The following is a 21,077-nucleotide window of genomic DNA, read 5'->3' as shown; positions in this document are numbered from 1 at the left end:
GATCCTTGTCCATAGTCTAGACCAGCTGGAGTTGTCCAAGTCCGTGTGGCCTTGTCAAACTTTAGCTCTACTGCATCAGTCGCTTTTGCACCAACTAATAAAGCATCTAATTGTTTTCTAGTTGCCTGACCGGATCCCAATCATTAGGTTTGAGTCGATGCTTGCTCCACCATTGCATTCCCTCCGACACCCACTTTCCGCGCAAATCGGAATGAGCGGTTGTCGAGTCATCATACCCAAACTCCGTCCCGCAGCATGGGCAAATATTGTACGAGGCACAGCCAAAACTGTCATACGCCGGCTCATCAAGATCAGGATACCTGCAGACCGGACATACATATGTTTGATTGCTATTGGGCATTAAAATAGTCCAAGTTTGATCCCTTACCATGCACTGCTGGATCAGGCTTGTAGTACGTGCGAATACTTCCCCCACTTGATACGACACCAAATTCATCAGTGCTAGGGTTGTAACGTACGATATCTCCATTAGGTCTTGCTTTTTCAAGCACGCCCGCAGGCTTCGACGCTGTTAAGAACTTATCAGCTTGTGCTTGGTACTCAAGCGTATTTTTCGCGCCAAAGTCACCGCCATGGCGCGCAAAGTGGTCATCAAGCTTGGCTTGGTCCGCAAACTTCGCTCCGCTTTCTATCTCTTTTGCACCATCACTGTTGTACATGTTACCCGAGGAAGGAAGGTCCACCAATGGGTTCGAATAATCCGTTCCCTTTGGATCGACCACTTGGCTTCCACCGGTATTAGTTAGCGTCGATGGCTGCCCGCCGGCGCCATACCCGTCACTTGTTGGATGAGGCCCCTGGCCTTCAAGGATAGGGTTGACCAACGCTCGATTTTTATCGTTCAGCAAATCTGCTGGGAAGCTGGTGTCGTACAGAAATTTCCACAACTCGGCAGAAATGGTGAGTTGATCTTTCAACGGACGACCGGATTGAGCGGCAGCATCAACGAGCGCATTTGCCGCGTCTCGCAGTCGAGCCTGATTTTCTGGCGTAGCCGTGGTGGTGACCAGAGCCCCTGCGAGCACCCCCATCACGCCTGCAGCCGCGGCCACCAGTGGTACAAAATCTTGACGACCATTCGTGTTTTTATTCAGCGCTGAGAGCAAGACTAAAACTTTCATTGCCTCATCAGGGTTTTGATCACCTATGTCCGTAATCCGGGAAATAAGAGGATTGGACTCAGCACCCAGCTGCCCTTTCGTTATGCCCTGCAAAATCAGCTTGACGCCCTGCGATCTTCTCGCCGGATCTTTGCTGTTCAAATCCCTGTTGTTTTCTCTGACTATCACCCATGCCTTGGCGGCATCCGTGCCCACACCAAGTGCAGCACCGGCAGGTATTAAACCGATTACAGCCAGCAAATCGGCTAATTTTTCGACCGTTTCCCTGCTGTGCTCGCCGTAAAGCGAAGCGCTTTGTTGCCATTGTGCTAGTGCCACCTTGGGGCTTGCTACCGCACTTAACGATGAGCTGGACGCGTACAGATCAGTACGGCGCTCGTTATCCTTGGTAACTTCATAGGCCTTGCTCAGATCACGGTTGAGGCCTGTCGTCGAATCGTTACCCGTACCAGCATCGCTACGTACAACGACCTCGCCTGCCCCAACAGTTGCACGCACAATCTGCTCACGTTCTTTTTCGTAGTTCCAGCCCTCGACGCTCCATCCCGTCTTGCCTTCTTTGCCCTTACCTGCCTGGCTACTGTCTTGTACGGTGTTGCCTTTACTGTCATTGCTACCGGCTTTATAGGTCCCTCCCACGTTCAGGTAGTAGCCGTGCTCTTTGTCCTGCCCCGCAATATCGCTGAAGCCGAGCGTACCGGTGTCCAGTTTAAGGTTGCCGTTGTCGGCAGCGATGACAGCACCGTCGACCTGAGTGTGGTTCTCGGTGCGGATATCAACTTTGTTTTTGCCGGTGATGCTGGTTTGTTCTTCAACCCAGTCAGTCTTGCCGGTGGTTTGCCCATAGCCAACCGAACCGCTGACACCCGCTCCCGGGCCGATGGTAGCCGTAACGCTAATGTCAAATTCTTTGCCCTTGACCTTGCCGGTATCGGCCACCGATGAAACGTTGAGGTTGCCGCCGACGCGGCCTACCACCTCATCACCCCGTAGGTTGGCACCGCCGATGTTGGTGTCCTTACCGCTGTTGAACCCCAGGCGGTCGCCTGCGTAGAGGTATGCCTCTTGTTGACGTTGGCCTTCTCGTTCCAGGTTGCCTTTGCCCAAACTCACACTGACATAAACGCCGATGCCATCGGAGCCAAAGGTAAGACCCGCCTCCCCGCCGCCACTGTGGCGATTGTTCTCGCTGGTGCTGTCGTTATGCGCCGAACGGATATTCAAATCCTTGCCGGCATTCAGCTCAATATCTCGTTGCGCCTTGGCCTGTGTACCGATCAGGTTCAGATCATTGCTGGCCTTGAGGTTGATATCGCGACCTGCATCCAGCTGTGAAGCCGAAGAGGAGCCTTGGGAGCTCTCGCCTGTAGCAGTGCCGAAACTCGCGCCGGCACCCAACTTGATCCCGCCGCTGGTGCCGCCATGAATGCCGCCCCAACTCTGGGTGTTGGTGGTTTCTTCACTGGTACCGCCCTTGGCCACGTCCAGCGTGACGTCACGCCCTTTTATATTGATGTCACGCCCGGCTTCCAGATGGCTACCCTTCACCACGACGTCGTTGCCGGCGTTGAGGTTCAGGTCTTTGCCAGCATTGAGCGTCGAGGACCTGTTGGTCTGCTCGACCACTTGTTGGCTATTGCTCTGTTTGCTATGACCAAACTTGGCATCACCCGTCGGGCCATTAACAAACTGGCCGACCGAATCCACGGCCTTGAGCGTGCTCGAACCTTTGCTGACATTGTCCTCGCCCTTGCCCGCTCCGCTCACCGCTTCCTTGGTATTGGCGTAGTTATGGTTGATCGAAGCCCCCAGGCCATTGCTCTCTTTTTGTCGCAGTTGCTCGGTGAGGGTGCTTTCACGGGCGGCATCGATGTTGATATTTCTCCCGGCCGTCAGGTCAATATCATTGGTTGCATCAAGGTCGGAGCCTCGCTGATTGATATCGCGTTTGGCGTTGATCGCGACGTCCTGGCCGGCACTGATATGGCTGCCTGACGCGACCTCATGTTCCAATCGGTTATTTTTCGTGGTGCCTTCGGTGCCTGCAAAAACGCTGAAGCCATTGCCATTGCTGGAAATACTGGAGCCGGTCTGTTTTTTCTTCTCCCAGTTGCTTTCGCTGCTGGTGTTCTGAGCCTCGACCACGTTGACGTCGCGCCCAGCGTTCAGGCTGACGTTGCGCCCGGCACTGATGCCGCTGCCTATCAGGTTGATGTCGCGTTCGGCCTGCAAGGTGGCGTCACGTTCAGCATTGACCTGGCTGCCCACGCTGGTACTGCTCTGCGCTTCACGCCCAGCCTTTTTCGCCGAAGAGATCGCTACCGAAGTCGGCCTCTCCACATAGCCAAATTTCTTTTTGTATTCCTCGCTACGGCTGTAGGCGGTGTCATTTGCCGAAACCAAGTTGATGTCGCCGGTGCTGTTCACCAGACCTGCGCGCAACTCCGTGTCGTTCGCGGCACTGATCTCACTGGCCCGCAACCGCACGTCATTACCCGCAGCCACCACCACGTCATGGCCCGCTTCCAACTCACTACCCACTTGGCTGGCGGTGGTTATCAACTGACTCTTGCCGCTTTTTGAAAGCCCGAGGAATCCGGACTTGCTCTTCTGGCTGTACGATCCATGCTCCTCGACACCCGACAGCACGGCGATATCGCCCGTGGCGCCCAATAGCATGTCGCCGCCGGCCTTCAACTGGCTGCCGATCACGGTGACGTCACGCCCGCCTTCTATGTTCATGCCACCATCGGCTTTTTTGCTGGCATTGATGGTCAGGTCTTTGCCGGCTTCAACGATGGAGGCCACGTTGGTGCTGTCATAGCTCTCGCGTTGTTCGCTTTTGCTGCGACCAAACGAACCTTTGCTCTTTTTCGAGTAGAACGAAGCGTCTTCGTCAAGTGCCGAGAGGATGTTCAGGTCACGCTGTGCTTCCAGAGCGACATTTGCGCCACCCTGGACACGGCTGGCACTTAGTGCCAAGTCCTTTCCGGCACTGAGCGCCACATCCCCACCGGCCTTAACCGTCGTAGACACCTGACTCACATGATCTTCCTGCGCCTTAACCTTCTTCAGGTTCAACGCCGAATGCTGCTCATCCGCCGCCGAAACCAGAGTCAGGTTCTCGATAGCCGACATCGCCACATCCCGCTTGGCATCAATCCGGCTGGCAATCGCGGTCAAATCCCGGCCCGCCACCGCGATCAGGTCGCGACCCGCCGTCACCGAAGAACCGTTCTGCGTCACTGAGCTGCTGTTGTTACGCGCGCTGGTGTTGGCGTTGCTGTTCACTTGCTCCACCGACCCAAAACTCAGGTCACGCCCGGCCTGGATCGTGGTGTCGCGCCCGCTTTGCAGCACGCTGCCCTGGTTGGAGAAGTCGCGTCCGGCCCTGATGCTCAGGTCGTTGGCGGCTTCGATACGCGCCGCGCTGTTGAGGAAGTCGCTGTGTTCACTGATCAGGCCGTCGCTGCTGTCGTGGCCAGTGATGGTGCGTTCGTTGATCACGTCGCCATTCACGGCGGTCATGGTCACGTCGCGGCCGGCGATGATGCCGCCGGCCTTGTTGACGATGTTGTTACCCGCCAGCAGGTCCAGGCGGTTGCCTGCTTCGATCAGGCCGCTGTTGATCAGATCATTGCCGGCCTTGGCCGACAGGTTGTTGCTGGCGCGCAGGGTGCCGACGTTGTTCAGGTCTTGCCCGGCGATCAGGCTCACATCGTTACCCGCAATCAGCGCGCCGGTGGGTGCCAGGCGGTTGTTGGCGTTGGCCAGGTACAGCACCGGCACCAGCACTTCTTCGCCGTTGACCACGCTCTTTTCCAGCCAGACGATGTCGTGGGTCAACGCTGCCACTTGCTCGGAAGTCAGGTTTACCCCCACGGCCAGGTTCAGCGTTTGCTTGCTGGCGATGGCGTTGTCCATCAGGTGTTTGAACAGTTTTTCGTCGGTGGTTTGCCCGTCGAGAAAGCGTTGGCCGGTGCGCGCGACCACGGCTTGCTGGATCAGGCGTTGTTCGTAGAAACCGTCGCCCAGACGCTTGGCGCTCTCGTCCGGGTTGTAGCCCAGGCCGGACAGCAGGTAGTCCGAGCTCATGAATTGCTTCATGTCGGTGAGTGCCGGGTTGGTTTCGATCAAGTATTTATGCGGCTGTGAAACCGCACTCTTGTCTGGCAGGCCCTGCACTCGGTTGACGGTCTGGCTGGCCACCGGTGTCGGTTGTGCTTCGGAGGGCTGGACGATGACCACGGCAGGTCGGCTGCCGGTGCTCGCGGCAGCGGGTTGTTCAACCGGGCTGATGACCGGTTGGGTCTCATGCGGCACCGCCGCTACCGGAACCACCACGGACAGCTGTGGTGTGCTGACGGCAACCTGTGCATCGTGGGCCAGCGGTGTTAGGCCTGGCAGGCTGAGGTCGGGGTGTGAGCTCCCCGGCGCAATGGCCACAACGCGGGTATCGCGATCCACGGTCGACAGGCCCGGTACGTTCAGGTCGGGGCGAGCGCTGCCAGACGGTGTGCCATCGGGTGTGGTCAGCACAATTCGGGCATCGCGCTCGGCGGGTGTCAGGCCAGAAAGGTCGACGTTCGGACGCGATACATCGACCGCTGGCCGGGAGCCGTCAACGGCGTTCTGGGCATCGATGCCATCGACATGGCTGATCGTGCCACCGCTGGTGCGGCCAGGTTGCAGCGTTCCTACGTCGGCGCTGCCCACGCCGGCAACGTTAATGGCGCTGGCACTGGCATTGATTCCACTGGCCTCGCGGGCCGTCACCGAGACCTGACGGTTGTTGGCGGCGAGTTGGGTGACCTCCTCCAATTGAATCGTCCGACCTTGGGTTTCGGGAAGGTTCTGCTGGCGTTGCGCCAAACCGACGCTCGCAGCGCCAAGGGTCCAGCTTTGCGGCCCTGCATTGGCTTGAGCGGCCTGCCCGCTGCTGGCGCCCTGCCCGCTCAGTCGGAACAAACCGTTCTGGCCGGTAGGCAGGCTGAAGCCCGGAAGCGCGATGGGGTTGACTTGCTGTTGAGCCAAATCAGGTGGTAACTGCGAGTTGATGGCGATCGCTGTCGAGTAGCCGCTACCCGCGCCTGTGTCAGTCTTGGTGCGGCCCGCTGCTACATAGGCATAGTAAGGACGAACCACACTGTTGTTGATGTTCTGGGCTGCATTAAGCGCAACGTTGCCACCGGCCTGGATGACTGCATCGTAGGACTGGCCATCGCTGTTGAGGGTGGTGATGGTTTGCGAGAGCTTGCCGCCGCCCATGAGGCTCAGGAAATAGCTGAGGTCTGCCTCGACGGTCGCCGATGGCGTGGGGCTATTTTTAGCGTTGAAGTTGGCAGCAGCCGGCAAGGCCTGGAAAATCTGCGAGACAAAGTTCCAGTAGGTGCGAGTGGTCTTGATCCCCTGGGCTTGCACGCCCTGGTTATTGATGGTGGTCGCGTTGGCGGTGAGGTTGCCCGTCGCGGCAATGGTGCTGCTCAGGTTGTTGAGGGTCTGGGCGTTGATCTGCATGTCAGCGCCACTGCTAAGCCCCGAAGCCACGCTGCTGCGGGTAATGTTCAAGCTATCGATTTCATCGATCTGCCACAGGCCGTTTCGACGGCCTTTGCTACGGAAGTCACAACCCGCACCCGGGATCAGGTTGCAATCAAGTTCGGTGATCTTCACCGAGCTTTTTTCATGTGCCGAATACTCCAGCACGTCCCTGACGTTATTGACGGTCATGGCATTGATCGTCAGGTTCTTAGCGCTCTCGATAGTGCCCGAACGGTTATCCAGCAGATCGGCTTTGGTCTGGTTCGAGTCTTTGCCAATCAGTACGTCACCCAGCCCATAAACATCGGCATAGGCGTTGGTGAAGCTGTTGGCCAGCAACTGCATGTCGCCGCCGCTGGTGATCAAACCATTGCTGTTAACCAGGGTGTTGGTGCTGAGGGTCAGGTTGGCACCCGTGGCCAGCGTGCCCGTATTGCTGACCTCTGCGGCTGTGAGGGCCATGGTGTTAGCGGAAGTCAGGCGCCCGGCGTTAGTGAGCTGCCCGCCGACGTTGATCGTACTGTCTTGTCCGCCGGCAACACTCGCCGACGTACTCAGGTTCACTGACCCGGCAGTCAGGCCCAGGTTACCCACGCTGCTATAACGCCCATTGCCGCCATAGCTGCCGGCCAGCGTTAATTGCGCCGTGCCATCGCTGGCGATCAAGCCATCGTTGTTCCAGTTACCGCCACTGCCGACAAGACTGTCAGACGCCAGCAACTGCCCGCTGGCGGTCTGATTCAAGGTATTGACGTTCACCGTCAAACGCCCGGCCTGGATCACACTGCTGTTGGTCCAGTGGTCTGCGGCCAGGGTCAGGCCACCTCGCGTCACCACGTTGCCTCCGGCATCGATGAGGTTGGCGGTGGCAATATCAAAGGTCCCGGTGCCGCTGTGCAGCAAACTGCCGCCCTGGTTCTGGAAGCCTGCGGCATTCAGGGTCAGGTCGCTGGTACGGCTCTCGACGCGGCCATTGCGATTGTCGAACAGGCCTGCGATCTGGAAATCGGTCTTGCCGCTGCCGCCCATGGCGCGCAATTGGCCGCCCTGGTTATCAACGTTGTTGGCGCGCACGTTGAGCAGTGTGTCGCTTTCGATAATCCCTGAATGGTTGCTGAGTTGGCCGCTGAGTCCCAGCTCAATTAGATTCGCCGCCACTTGGCCTGAGCTGTTATCCAGCCCTACCCCACTGACGCGTAGCAGGTCCTTGGCGTACAAGCCGCCATAGGCGTTGGCGAAATAGTTGGCGTTGACCACTGCGTCGCCATTTTGCGCTGCGATGCGGCCGTGCTGGTTGTCGACACTGCCGGCCACCAGGTTCAAACGCTGGCCTTGAATCACGCCAGCCTTGTTGCCCAGGCTAAAGCCGTTGAGCAGCCTGTCACCGACGTTGGCATCCAGCAGGCCCTTGAGGCTGGCCAGTGTGCCCGCCTGGTTATTCAGGGTGTTGGCCTTGACGCTCACGTCACCGGTCTGCGCCAGGAGCTTGCCGCCTTCGTTATCAAGGTCGCCGCTGACGTCCAGGCTCAAACCGCTCTGGCCCTGCACCACACCCGCACGGTTGCTCAGGCCAACGGCCTTCACCTGCAGGTCGGCACCCTGGCTGTAGATCAAGCCGTCGGCGTCGTTTTGCAGCAGGCCGCTGCTGGTGATTGCCAGGCGGTCCTTGCCGGCGATGGTGCCGCGCTGGCGGTTATCGATACCGCCGGCGAGCAGGGTCAGCAAGCCTTGGCTGGCGATCTGGCCGCCCTGGTTGTTGACCTGGGCAGCGCGTTGCAACAGCAACGCGCCAGCGCTGGCCAGCTTGCCGTTGGTGTTGTCGAGGGTGCCCAGCAGGCTCAGGGTCAGGCGGCCATTGCTGGCCAGTGTGCCGCTCTGGTTATGCAGATTTGTGCCGGTGACGGCCAGCGTTTGCTGTGCATTGACGGTGCCGGCCTGGTTGCCCAGGGTGGCGGCTTGGACGTCAAGGTCGGTGCCGCTGTCGATCAGGCCACCGTTGGCGTTGTTCAGCAAACCGCTGACGACGAGGCTTTGCCCCGCGCCACTGGAGAGAATACCGCCGCTGTTGTCGAGGCTGGCGGCACTGACGCTCAATCTACCTTGGCTGACCAGCGCACCGGCACCGCCATTGAGCAGCTCGCCGGAAAGGCGCACATCCACCGCGCCGTTGCGGCTGGACAAGGTGCCGTTGTTGCGGTTGTCGAGGCTACCACCGCCGACGTTCAGGCCCTGCCAACCTGAGACCAGGCCGTTCTGGTTGATCAGGTTGGCCGCGTTGACAGTCAGCACCTGGCTGCTGATCAACTTGCCGCCGCTGTTGTCCAGGGTGCCGGTGTTCAGGGACAGGTCTTGCTGGCTGGAAAGTTCGCCGTTCTGGTTGTTGAAGGCGCGCAGACGGTTGAGGGTCAGCGGGCCTCTGGCGAGGATCAGGCCGTTGCGGTTGTCCAGGTCGCTGTTGTTCAGGTCAAGGGTAACGCGCTGTTCGCCCACCACGCGGCCGCCGGCCAGCGCCAGTGCGCTGAGGCTCAGGTCCATAGCGCCTTTGGCGGAAACTTCACCGCCGCTGCCGGTGTTAAGGCTGGCGGCGCTCAGGTTGAGGCTGCCCTGGCTGTTGATCAGGCCGGCCGCGCTGTTGTCCAGGGCCATGGCACTGAGGGTGACGCCCACTGCACCGAGCAGGCTGCCGTTCTGGTTGTTCAGGTTGGCGCTGTGCAGGGTCAGCATTTGAGAGGCGCTGATCAGGCCTTGGTCCTGGTTGTTGAGCAGGCCGTCGCTGGTCAGTTGCAGGTCGCTGCGACTGGTCAAGGTGCCGCCCCGGTTGTCCACGGCGCCTGCGTGCGCGTTGAGGCTGGCGGCGCCGATCAGGCCTTTGACGTTGGCCAGGGCCTGGTTCAGGCGCAGGGTCAGGGCCTGGTTGCTCAGCAGCTTGCCGTTACTGTTGTCCAGGCTTTGCGCAGCCAGGGTGAAGGCTAGGGCGCTGGAGATTTCACCGTTCTGGTTGCTGACGCCAGTAAGGTTTTTGAGCACCAACGGACCGCTGGCGTTAATCAGGCCGTCCTGGTTGTTCAACTGGCCATTATTCAGATCAAGGCTCAGGCCGCTGTTACTGAAGAGCTTGCCGCCCTGCTGGTCAAGGCCGGTGACGCTGGCGGTCAGGGCCTTGGCGCTGCCAATGCTGCCGCCGTTGTTCACTTGGCTGGCCGTCAGGTTCAGGGTGTCGCCGCTGTTGAGGCGGCCGCTCTGGTTATTCAACACGCCGGTGCTGACCGCCACCGCGCCCTTGCCGCTGATGCTGCCTTGTTGGTTGCCCAAACTGGCGCTGCTCATTACCAAGGCGCCGTCGGTGACCAGTTCACCGTTCTGGTTGTTCAACTGGCCTGTGATGCCGACGTTCAAACCCAGGGCGCTGGAAAGACTGCCTCGGGTGTTATTAAGGCTGCGTGCCTTGACGTCGAGGGTGCCTTCACTGCTCAGCAGGCCCTGGCTGTTGTCCAGGTCACCGTCCAGCGTCAGTTGCAACGGTTGCTGGCTGAGGATTTTGCCACCGGTGTTGTCCAGGCCGGTGCCCGTCAGCAACAGTCGCTGGCCACTGAGCTTGCCGCCCTGGCGGTTGAGCAGTTGCTCGACTGCCAGGTTCAGGCCGCTGGCCGCGAACACCTGGCCGCTGTCGCTGTTGTCCAGGCGCTGGCCGGTTATGCTGAGGTCCGCGTTGCTGGTCAGTTCGCCGGCGCGGTTGTCGAGGGTGCCTACGTCGAGTTTCAGCGCTTTTGTGGCGCCTACCAGACCGCCCCGGTTATCAAGGCTGGCGCCGCTGACGTGCAGGGTCTGGGTGCCGATCAATTGGCCTTTTCGGTTGTCGAGGCGGTTGACGTTGACGGCCAGTTCGGCCTTGCCGGCGATCTCGCCGCCACGGTTGTCCAGGTTCGCGGTGGTCAGCAGCAAGGCGCCGTCACCGATCAACGTGCCGCGCTGGTTATCGATCAGGTCGCTGGCGCTGATATCCAGGCCGCCACGACTGCTGAGCAGACCGTCGGTGTTGTCCAGGCTTGTACTGCGGCTGATGAGGCTGGCGCTACTGACAAGGCCTTTGACGTTGGCCAGGGCCTGCTCGACGCGCAGTGTCAGCGCCTGGTTGCTGATCAGCTTGCCGTTGCTGTTGTCGAGGTTGCGGGCGGCCAGGGTGAAGGCGTTCTGGCTGGAGATCTCGCCGTTCTGGTTGTTGAGGTTGCCGAGGTTTTTCAGCACCAGGATCGGTGCGTTGATCAAGCCGGCGTTGTTCACCTCGCCGTGGTTCATGTCCAGGTTCAGTTGCGCGTTACTGAACAGCTCGCCGCCCTGTTGGGTAAGGCTGGCAAGGCTGGCGTTCAGGGCGCCGGCGCTGGCGATGCGGCCACCGTTGTTGAGCTGGGTGGCCGTGAGGTCAAGGCGGTCGGCACTGATCAGGCGGCCGCCCAGGGTGTTGTCGAACAGGCCGGTGTTGAGGGTCGCGGCGCCCTGGCTTTTGAGCAGGCCCTGCTGACTGTTGTCAAGGCGGGTGCTAGTCAGCGTGAGGCCTTGGGCGGTTTCGACGATACCGCCCTGGTTGAGCAAATCACTGGCGCTGGTGATGTCCAGTGTGCCGGCGCTGGAAATACTGCCGCCGGTGTTGTCGATACGTTGGCCACCCAGCGTCAGGGTGCCTTCGCTGCTGAGCTTGCCATGGGTGTTGTCCAGCCCCGCTGCCAGCTGAATTGCCAGCGAACGCTGGCCGGCAAAGGTGCCTTGGGCGTTGTCCAGACGAGTCCCGGTAAACTGCACGTCATGGGCGAACACCAGCCCCTTGGCCTGGTTGATCACCTGGGCCACGGCCAGTTGCAGCGCCGTTCCGGCCAGCAGTTTGCCGCCGCTGTTGTCCAGGGACTGGCCGCTGAGTTGGACGTCTATCTGGCTGGAGATTTCACCAGCGCGGTTATCCACACTGTCGACCTTGAGCTTCAGCGCTTTTGTGGCCCCTACCAAACCGCCGTCGCGGTTATCGAGGGTGGTGCCGCGAAGGGTCAGATTGCCTTGGGCAACCAGCTCGCCACCTTGCTGGTTCAACACGCCGAGGGTGGCATCCAGGTCGCTCTGGCTGGCGATACGGCCTTTGCTGTTATTGACGTTATCCAGGCTCAAATGCACCGGCCCCACGGCGCTGATCAAACCGCCCTGGTTGCTCAGCGACTGGCCGGTAACGCCAAGGGCCTGCTTGCTGTTGAGCACGCCCTCACGGTTGTCCAACTGGCCGAGGTGCAGGTTCAAGTCCTGATTGGCGCGGATCACGCCAGTGCGGTTATCCAGGCTGTTGCCGCGAACGGTCAGCAGGTTTTGCCCGGAAACACGCCCGCCACGGTTATCCAGGCTTGCCGCCTGAATATCCACGATCCCTTTGGCCAACACACTGCCTTTGGCCTGGTTGTCCAGCAAGCCGGCAACGTTCACCGTCAGGCTGCCGTCGCTGACCAGGCTACCGGCCTGGCTGTTGTCCAGGCTCGCCGAAGCGACCTGCAAGCGCTGGCCGGCGCCCACGGTGCCGCCCTGGTTGGTCAACGCGCCCAGGGTCGTGAGGTCGAGGCTCACATCGCCCATGACCTGACCATTGCGGTTGTTCAAGGTGATGGCGTTGACCACACTGGCGCCAGCGCTGGAAACTTCGCCGTCGACGTTCAGCAACTCACCGGCCAACGTCAGGGTCAGGTCTCTGGTACTGCTGAACTCCCCATCGCTGTTATCCAGGCTCGCCGCTTGCGCCGTGAGCCCGGCCGCTGAAATCTGGCCTTTGAGGTTGATCAGCGCCTGCTCGATCTTGAGGCTCAGCGCCTGGCCACTCAGCAGTTTGCCCCCGGTGTTATCCAGGCTTTGTGCCGCCAGGCTGAAGGCTTGTTTGCTGGAGATCTCGCCGCCCTGGTTGGCGACACTCGACAGGTTCTTGAGCACCAGCGGGCCAGGCGCATTGATCAAGCCACCGGCGTTGTTCAGATGGCCCTTGTTCATGTCCAGGGTCAGGGCGCTGAGGCTGTAAAGCTCGCCGCCGTCCCGTTGGTCGAGGCCGGTGAGGTTGGCGGTGAGGGCCTTCGCGCTGGCGATGCGGCCCTCTCCACGGTTGTCCACCTGCCCGGCTGCCAGGTCGAGGCGGTCGGCGCTGGTGAGGCGTCCGCTTTGCTGGTTGTTGAAGGCGCCGGTGGTGACCTGCACGGCACCGTCACCGACGATCTTGCCACCCTGGTTGTCGAGGCTGGCACTGGTCAAGGTCAAGGCGACAGCACTGAGCAGCTCGCCCTTTTGGTTGCTGATCATATCCGTAGTTGCCAGTACCAATGGCGCGGCACTGCTGATGCGCCCGCGGTCATTGTTGAGGCTGGCCGCGTGCACGCTCAAGCCGCCGTCGCTGCGCAGAGCGCCTTGCTGGTTTTTCAAATGACCGTTCAATGCCATGGACAGGTTGCCCTTGGCATACAGGCTGCCCTCGCCGCTGTTATCCAATTGTGCGGCGTTCAGGTTGATCGACTTCTGCCCGGAAATGATGCCCTTGAGTTGGTTGTCCAGGCGCTGCAAGGTCAGTTGCATCTCACCGTTGGCCAGCAGGCGTCCACCTATGCTGTTGTCGAGCCGGCTGCCGGTGAGTGCCAGGTCGGTAACACTGGAGACTTCTCCTGCGCGGTTATCCAGGGTTCCTGTCACCAGGGTCATGGCCTTGCCCGAATTGACCAGGCCGCCGTCGCGATTATCCAGCGTCGTGCCATTAAGCTGCAGCTGCTGCGTCGCCACAACGCTGCCGCCGCGGTTGTCGAATTGGCCGACGGTCAGGCTCAGGTCGCTCTTGCCGGTGAGACGGCCTTTGGCCTGGTTATCCAGGCTGGCGGCGGTTAATTGCAATTGGCTGCTGGCGGCAAGTAACCCGGCCTGGTTGAGCAACTGCCCGCTGATCAAGGCGTTCAGGGTGCCGTCGCTGGTGAGCGTGCCCTGGGTATTGTCCAGGCTCGCAGTCGTCAGGTTCAACGCCTGGCCCGTGACAAGACGGCCATTGCGGTTAGATACCGCGCCCGAGTGATTAAGGGTGAGCAGCTTGTCGCCCTGGATCAGGCCATGGCTGTTATCCAGAGACGCGCCAGTCAGGGTAGTGGTGGCGCCGAGGATTTCGCCTTGCTGGTTGTCCAGTGCCGACTCGACGTGCGCGGTCAGGCCATCGCGAACCTTGAGGGAGCCTTCGGCATTCACCAGGCTGTTCGCCCGCAGATCCAACCCGGTAGCGGAAACCAGGCCAGTGGTATTGTCCAGGGCCTTGCTGATACGTACCACCAGCCCTTGTTCACTGAGCAACTTGCCGCGGCGGTTATCCAGGTTATCGGCGGTGAACGTCAGCGCCTGGGTACTGGAAATTTCCCCGCCCTGGTTAACCACGCTGGCAAGGTTACTCAGCAGTAACGCGCCCGGAGCATGGATCAAGCCGCCTTGGTTGTTCAGGTAGCCGTGATTCAGGTCCAGGCTTACGCCCGCCTGGCTGTAGAGGCGCCCGTCGCTGTGTTGGTCAAGGCCGGTAACAGATGCGGTGAGTTGCTGCTGGCTGGTGATGCGCCCGCCGGCGGTGTTGTCTACCTGCCCTGCGGTGAGAGCGAGAGTGCCGTCGCTGTTGAGCGTGCCTTGCGCATTGTTCAACTCGCCGCTGACCGAGAGCTGCAGATGGTCCTTGGCGTAGATGTTGCCTTTGGCGCTGTTGTCGAGGCTGGCCGCAGTCAGTCGTAGGTTGGAGCCCGCTATAAACTGACCGGTCTGGTTGAGCAACTGCCCGGCAATGCGCGCCGTCAACCGAGCATCACTGGTCAGCTTGCCACCGCTGTTATCCAGGCTAGCGGCGGCGATGTCGAACGCTAGCGCACCAAACAGTGTGCCCTGACGGTTATCCACGGCGCCCAGGCTGTTGAGGTTCAGCGTGGCATCGCCTTGAAGCAAGCCCTGGCGATTGTCCAGGGAGCCTGCATTGACCGAGGCGGTGCGCGCGAGCAGCTTGCCGTTGCGGTTATCCAGCGCACCGTCGACCTGCAACGCTACGCTTTCGGTGGCACTGACCGTGCCACCCAGGTTATTCAGGCTGCCGGCATGCAGTTCCAGCGCCTTGGCCGACACCAGGCCCTTGGTGTTATCCAGCGCGCGCGCAATGCGCAGGGTCAGGGCCTGTTCACTGAGGACCTTGGCGTTGCTGTTGTCCAGTGTCTCGGCAACCAGGGTAAACGCACGAGTGCTGGAGATTTCACCCCCTTGGTTGGCGACGCTGTTGAGATTGCTCAGCAGCAACTGACCCGGTGCGGTGATCGCACCGCCCTGATTGTTCAGGTGGCCGCGATTGAGGTCGAGGCTGACATCGCCCTGGCCGAACAGCCGGCCGTCATTGTGCTGATCCAGCCCGGTCACGTTGGCGTTCAGCGACTGGCCACTGCTGATACGCCCGCCATCGCTGTTGTCCACCTGGCCGGCTTTCAGGTCCAGCTTGGTGTCACCGCGCAAGGTCCCTTGTTGGTTGTTCAGGGCATCGCCCAGCAACAGGTGGAGCTGATTGTTCGCGTACACGCTGCCCTGGCGGTTATCCAGGGTGTTTGCATTGAGTTTCAACACACCGACCGCCCCGAGGTTGCCGGCGCGGTTATCGAGGGTGGTGCCGGCCAGGGTCAGGTCGGCTTTGCTGCTGATGCGTCCCTGGCGTTGGTTATCGAGGCTGCCCAGGTTCAGGCTGAGGTTGCCAGTGGCCGCCAACAGGCCGACCTGGTTAAGCAAGTGCCCGGAAATTGCGGCGGTCAAGGCGCCGTCGCTGGTGAGCTTACCGTCGGTGTTATCCAGGCTCGCTGCAGTGAGCGTGAAGTGGCTGCCCGCTGCCAGGGTGCCGTGCTGATTGGTCAGCGCCCCGCTGTTGATCGTCAGGGTGTGGTCGCCTTGAGCCTGACCATTGCTGTTGTCCAGACCGCCTGCCGCCAACGAAAGATCATTGGCCAACAGCTTGCCGCTGCGGTTGTCCAGCAGGCCGTCGACGCTCAGGTTAAAGCCATCACGGGCACGCAGTGTGCCGTCCTGGTTGCCCAGGCTTGCGGTGCGGGCGTCCAGGCTTGCGGCCGAGACCAGGCCTTTGGCATTCTCCAGTGCACGGGCGATACGCAGGGTCAGTGCTTGCTCGCTCAACACTTTGCCGCGGGTGTTATCCAAGCTGTCCGCTTGCAGGCTGAAACCTGTGGCGCTGGAGATTTCCCCACCTTGGTTGTCGACGCTGCTGAGATTACTTAACAGCAACGCCCCCGGCGCGTTGATCACCCCACCCTGGTTATTCAAATGGCCACGGTTGAGGTCCAGGCTCACGTTGCCCTGACCGTAGAGACGGCCATCATTGTGCTGGTCCAGGCCTGTCACGCTGGCGCTCAGGGCCTTGCCATTGATGCGCCCGCCCGCGCTGTTATCCACCAGCCCGGCACGCAGTTGCAGAGTGCCGCCGGCGCTTAGCTGGCCGCCCTGATTGCTAAGGTCGGCGCTGCTCAGTTGGAGGTTCGCGCCGGCGGTAAACAGCCCGCTCTGGTTAAGTAGGTTGCCGGCGATCGCAGCGGTCAGTACGGCGTTGCTGGTGAGTTTACCAAGGCTGTTGTCCAGGCTGGCGGCGGTCATTTCCAGGGTTTGGCCGCTGGCAAACGTGCCATTGCGATTGCTCAGTGCGCCGCTGTCGATCTTCAGCAGATTGTCGCCCTGCACCCGACCTTGGGCGTTATCCAACGTACCTGCAGTGAGCCGTACATCACGGCTCAGGATCTCCCCGCTGTGATTGAGCAGTGCTGCACCAACGCCCAGATTCAGGCTGTCGCGAGCCACTAAGTGGCCGCTGCTGTTGTCGAGACTGCCAGCTTGCACCTGCAACGACGCCGCACTCACCCGACCTGCCGCATTGTTCAAGGCCTGAGCAACGGCCAAGGTCAGCGACTGCTCACTCAAGACCTTGCCGCTGCGGTTATCCAAAGTGTCAGCTTGCAGCGTGAAGCCGGTGGCGCTGGAGATTTCTCCGTTGCGGTTATCGACGCTGTTGAAGTGGTTCAGCAACAACTGGCCGGGCGCGCTGATCACGCCGCCCTGGTTATCCAGATGACCGCGATTGAGGTCCAGGCTCAAACTGGCTTGGCTGGACAGACGACCACCGCCATTGTTCAGGTTGCCCACACTGAGTTGGCTTGCACCGGCGCCGCTGAGACTACCGCCACGGTTATCCAGCATGCCCGCCACACGGGCGTTCAGCGTACCGCGACTGCTCACGCTGCCGTTCTGGTCATTGACCAGGCTGGCGACATCGATCTGCAAGCCGTTAGCTGCAATCAATCCCGCACTGTTATTCAAGGTCTGCGCAATCTGCAGGGTCAGCCCCTGGTCGCTGAGCAACTTGCCGGCAGCGTTATCGACGGTACGCGCCGCAACGGTAAAGGCCCGCGCACTGGAGATTTCGCCTTGGCGGTTGTCTACGCTGTTGAGGCTATCGAGGGTCAATTGCCCGGTGGCATTGATCAGCCCGCTGCGGTTATCCAGATGGCCCTGGTTGAGGTTGAGGTTCAGGTCGGTGTTGCTGTAAAAGCGGCCGCCTTCCTGTTGATCAAGGCTGCCGAGATTCGCGTTCAAGCCCTGGGCACTGGCGATCTGGCCTGCGCCACTGTTATTGACCGCACCTGCCGTCAGGTCCAGGGTCTGGCTGCTGGTGAGCACACCGCCCTGCTGGTTATCCAACGCACCCACCTTGACCTGCGCACCACCGGTGGACTCGATCCGTCCCTGCTGCTGGTTGGCCAGAGTGCCACTCAGTTCAACACCCAGCGTGCCCTGGCTGGTGAGCACGCCCTTTTGGCTGTTGTCCAGTGAAGCGGCCTGCAATTGCACGGCTTGGCGTGCAGCGATTCGCCCGCCCTGGCTATTGATGGCACCGCTCGCCTTCACACTCAAGGTTTGGCCGGCCGACACCAGGCCGGCGACGTTATCCAGCGTTGCCACTTGCAAGCTGGCCTGGCCAAGGCTCGACAGCTCTCCGTTGCGGTTGGTCAACTGGCCGACCGTGGCCGTCAGCGGCCCGGTGCTGGTCACCAGGCCGCCCTGGCTGTTGAGCAACTGACTGGCGTTCAAGCCCAGGCCGCCAGCGCTAAGGATCCGGCCCTGGTTCTGATTGTCCACGATTGTCGCAGTCAATTGCGCATTGCGTTGGGTACTCAGGGTGCCGCCCTGGTTGGCGAGTTCACCGGTGTTGACGCTGAGGTCGCGGCTGGCGATCACGGTCTTGCCGGTGTTGTCGATGGCCTGCGCGCTCAATCGCACATCGCCCTGGGCATTGCGGCTGTTATCGGTATTGACGCCTGCTTCGATGATCCCGTTGTTGGTCAATCGGCCACCGGCGTCCAGTGCGATGCTGTCCTTGGCAGCCAGGGTTTGTTGGCTGGTCAGTGCGCCTTGGGTTTTTACCGACAGATCAGTACCGGCGTAGACCGCCTCCTTGGCTTCCAGGCTGGCCGCTTTGACAGCGACAGCAGTGCCTGCGGTGGTCGTGCCCATCACCACATTGCCCGCCGCATCAATCTGGATATCACCGCCGGCGACCATGTCGCCCGACAGCTTCACGCCCACACCAGCCTCGGTGCCGATCAGCTTGACCGCGCCCACGTACATGCCGCCGAGCGCCGACGAGTCAATCGCCAGGTCCGGCGCCTGGCTGCCATCTGCCGCCCGCGCAGTGGCGTTGAGGGTGCGTGCGTCGACGTCGTTGCGACCGGCGACGATGGTGAGTTTTTTCGCCTGAATCTGTGCGTTGAGAGTAGTCGCGCGGGTGATGATTTCGAACTGGTCGACGTTGGTCGCGTTCAGGCCGGCGCCTTCGATGGCGACGTTGCCTTGGTCAACCTGATAGCGGCTGATCTGGCCGTTTTCGATCACTGCTTTACCGGTGGTCAACGTCGCGTGCGGCGTGTTGATAAAGCCGCAGCCGTTGCAGCTGATGCCGTACGGGTTGGCGACGATCACATGCGCCGACTGCCCCGCCACTTCGGTGTAGCCGCGCAGTTGGCTGGGGCTGCCGCCGTTGACTTCGTTGAGGATGATGTTGGCGGCAGTGCCTCTGAAATTCGGGTTGCCGACGATGATGCCGCCCAACTGAGTGGCCTGCGTGCGGTCCGTGGCGTTGTTGAGGATCACCCCGTTGGCGCCGACGTTGTAGTCATGGAATTGGTTGTGCGACAGCCCGTTGGAATTCGGCGCAGCGATGTTGACGATGGGTACGCCATTGCCCGCCTGCCCGAGCGTGGTGCCCGGCGCGCTCACCACGATGCCGTCGGCCTGGGCCAGCAACGGTTGCCAGAACATCGCGTTGGCCAGGATCAACGCCAACCCACGTTTAGGCAGCCCCAGGAAGTGGGAGCGGCTTTTTACGGCAGCAGAAGGCTGACGCGCGAGGAAAGCGAACTGGCGAACATCCATGTCATGTCTCGATGCCCGAGGGCGGTAAAAAATTTAAAGGAAAAAATCCAGGCGGAAATAGATCGGCGCTTCACGTTCCGTGATTGCATCCGGTCGTTCCAAAGAGTGTGCAAAGGTCACTGTGGCCGCGACGTTCTTGCCGCGTGCGAACAGGTCCACAGAATTACTGCTCATGCGCCCATGCTGCTCGGCGTTGTAGCGGCCGTGGCTGATCACGCCCTGGTCGTAACCGAGGCTGGTGCCGTATTCGCTAAACACCGGTTGCAGCCAGGCCCAGGTCACCGGGCGGCTCCAGCGCAAGTCGTTGCGCCAATAACCGCCACTGTCGCCTGCGAGCATCTGGTCTTTGTAGCCGCGAATCGACGACTGCCCGCCAAGGCTCATACGTTGTGGGCTGAATAACACGTCTTCACTGTGCTGGCCGGTCATCAAGCTGCTGAAGCTCAGCGACTCGCCCCACAGCTGGAATGGGTACAAGTAGCTCACCGTGGCGGTGTATTTGCGGTAGCGTGCATCCGCCTGACCGGGCTTGGGGTGATGATTGGCTTGGGCATCGAAGGCGCCGATGCCGTCTTGCATGCCCAGGTCGATGTTCAGGAATGAGCCGCCGATGCGGCGACCATGGTTGATGCCGAACTGGGCTTCGCTGAGGCGGTTGCTACTCAGGGCAAGCTTGCTGTCTTCGATGAAGTTGTTGGTACGCAGGTAGGCCAGGCCAGTGCTCAAGGAGGTTTTGCTCAGCGCGTCACGATGAATCACACGCTCCAGGCGCAGTTGGTGGTTTTGGCTGTCGCCGGTTTGCTTGAACGTGAAGTTATTCGCCTGGGCCTGGGAACGGTACTCGCTCTCGGTGTAGCTGTAAGTGAGGTTCCACCAGCCAAACGGCAGGCTGTAATTGAGCATCGAATTGCGTGAAGTTTTCTGGTGGTCGCTCACCGCATCGTGGCCGCCGCGCAACGACAGTTGGTCAGCCAACCCCAGCGGGTTATCCCAATCCAGACTTGCGCCCCACTGTTGCTCGCCGGTGCTGCGCTGGCCACCGTTATGGCGCGACAAGCCGACACGCCACGGTTTCTGCGGAGTGTTTTTGACCAGAACGTCGCTACCACCCACGGCCTTTCCTGGCGCCAACTCCATCTGCGCCTGGTTCGACGGCAGGCGGTTGAGCTGGTCGACCATCTGTTCGATTTCGCGCAGGTTGAGCAGCTCCCCGGTCTTGCCTGGGAAACTCATCGCCAACTGGCGGTCGGTGATGCCGCTGCCTTCGATGCCCTTCAAACTTTCGAGCTTGCCTTCGACCACTTGAATCTTGAGGTTGCCGCTGGAGAGATCCTGTTGCGGCAGGTAGGCGCGGCTGGTGACCAAGCCTTTGGCGAGGTAGCGGTCGGTGATCACTTTGAGCGCTTCGTTGAGCTGCGGTACGCCCAGGCATTGGCCGATATAGGGTTTGATCAGCCCGGCGCGCTCGTCTTCGGACAGGGCGTCGGCGCCGGCGAGTTCGATGGTTTTGATCGGGAAGCAACGGCTGTCGACGGGAGCGGTCGGCGTTGCGGGGGCGGCGGACTGACCGGGCAGGTCTTTGAGTTCTTCGATGCGCCGTTGCTGCTCTTCGAGCAGGCGGTCCTGGCGGTCGCGGATCAGATCGGTGATACCTGGAGTGCTCTGAGAAGTAGCGGCTTGTGCCAATCCCATTGCGCCCAGGCAAAAAAAAGCGGACAGCAGGCTGAGCCTGGTCCGGCGCGCAAAACGAAACATTTCCACATCCCTATGCATGGCGTTATGCCATCAAATTTCGGCCATTATAGGGTGTCGTTTTAGTGGCGTCAATTAATGTACGGCTTTGTTTCTATACAAAACAGATACATGATGGCAAAGGATTGCTCGATATAGCGATTAAAGATAACC

2 protein-coding genes are annotated in these 21,077 nt (G+C 60.6%); both read right to left on the bottom strand.

Annotation, left to right across the window (positions count from 1 at the left end; all coding sequences use genetic code 11):
- Window positions 1-350: 350 nt before the first annotated feature.
- Window positions 351-19,172 carry a hemagglutinin repeat-containing protein gene (locus ACDZ94_RS26770; RefSeq protein WP_432751694.1) on the bottom strand — a complete coding sequence of 6,274 codons (18,822 nt, stop codon included), beginning with the start codon at window positions 19,170-19,172 and terminating at the stop codon, window positions 351-353.
- Window positions 19,173-19,205: 33 nt separating this feature from the next.
- On the bottom strand, window positions 19,206-20,927 hold the full coding sequence (locus tag ACDZ94_RS26765) for a ShlB/FhaC/HecB family hemolysin secretion/activation protein (RefSeq protein ID WP_432751693.1): 1,722 nt from the start codon (window positions 20,925-20,927) through the stop codon (window positions 19,206-19,208).
- Window positions 20,928-21,077: the final 150 nt, after the last annotated feature.

The sequence above is a fragment of the Pseudomonas sp. UBT genome (assembly GCF_050915955.1).
Classification (GTDB): domain Bacteria; phylum Pseudomonadota; class Gammaproteobacteria; order Pseudomonadales; family Pseudomonadaceae; genus Aquipseudomonas; species Aquipseudomonas antarctica_A.
The sequence above is the reverse complement of the archived record's forward strand: the minus strand, read 5'-3'. Positions and strand labels throughout refer to the sequence as shown.

Bases quoted from the DNA above. Each gene is read 5' to 3' on its own strand.
- ACDZ94_RS26765 (WP_432751693.1), bottom strand. From the start codon at position 20,927: ATGTTTCGTTTTGCGCGCCGGACCAGGCTCAGCCTGCTGTCCGCTTTT.
- ACDZ94_RS26770 (WP_432751694.1), bottom strand. From the start codon at position 19,172: ATGGATGTTCGCCAGTTCGCTTTCCTCGCGCGTCAGCCTTCTGCTGCC.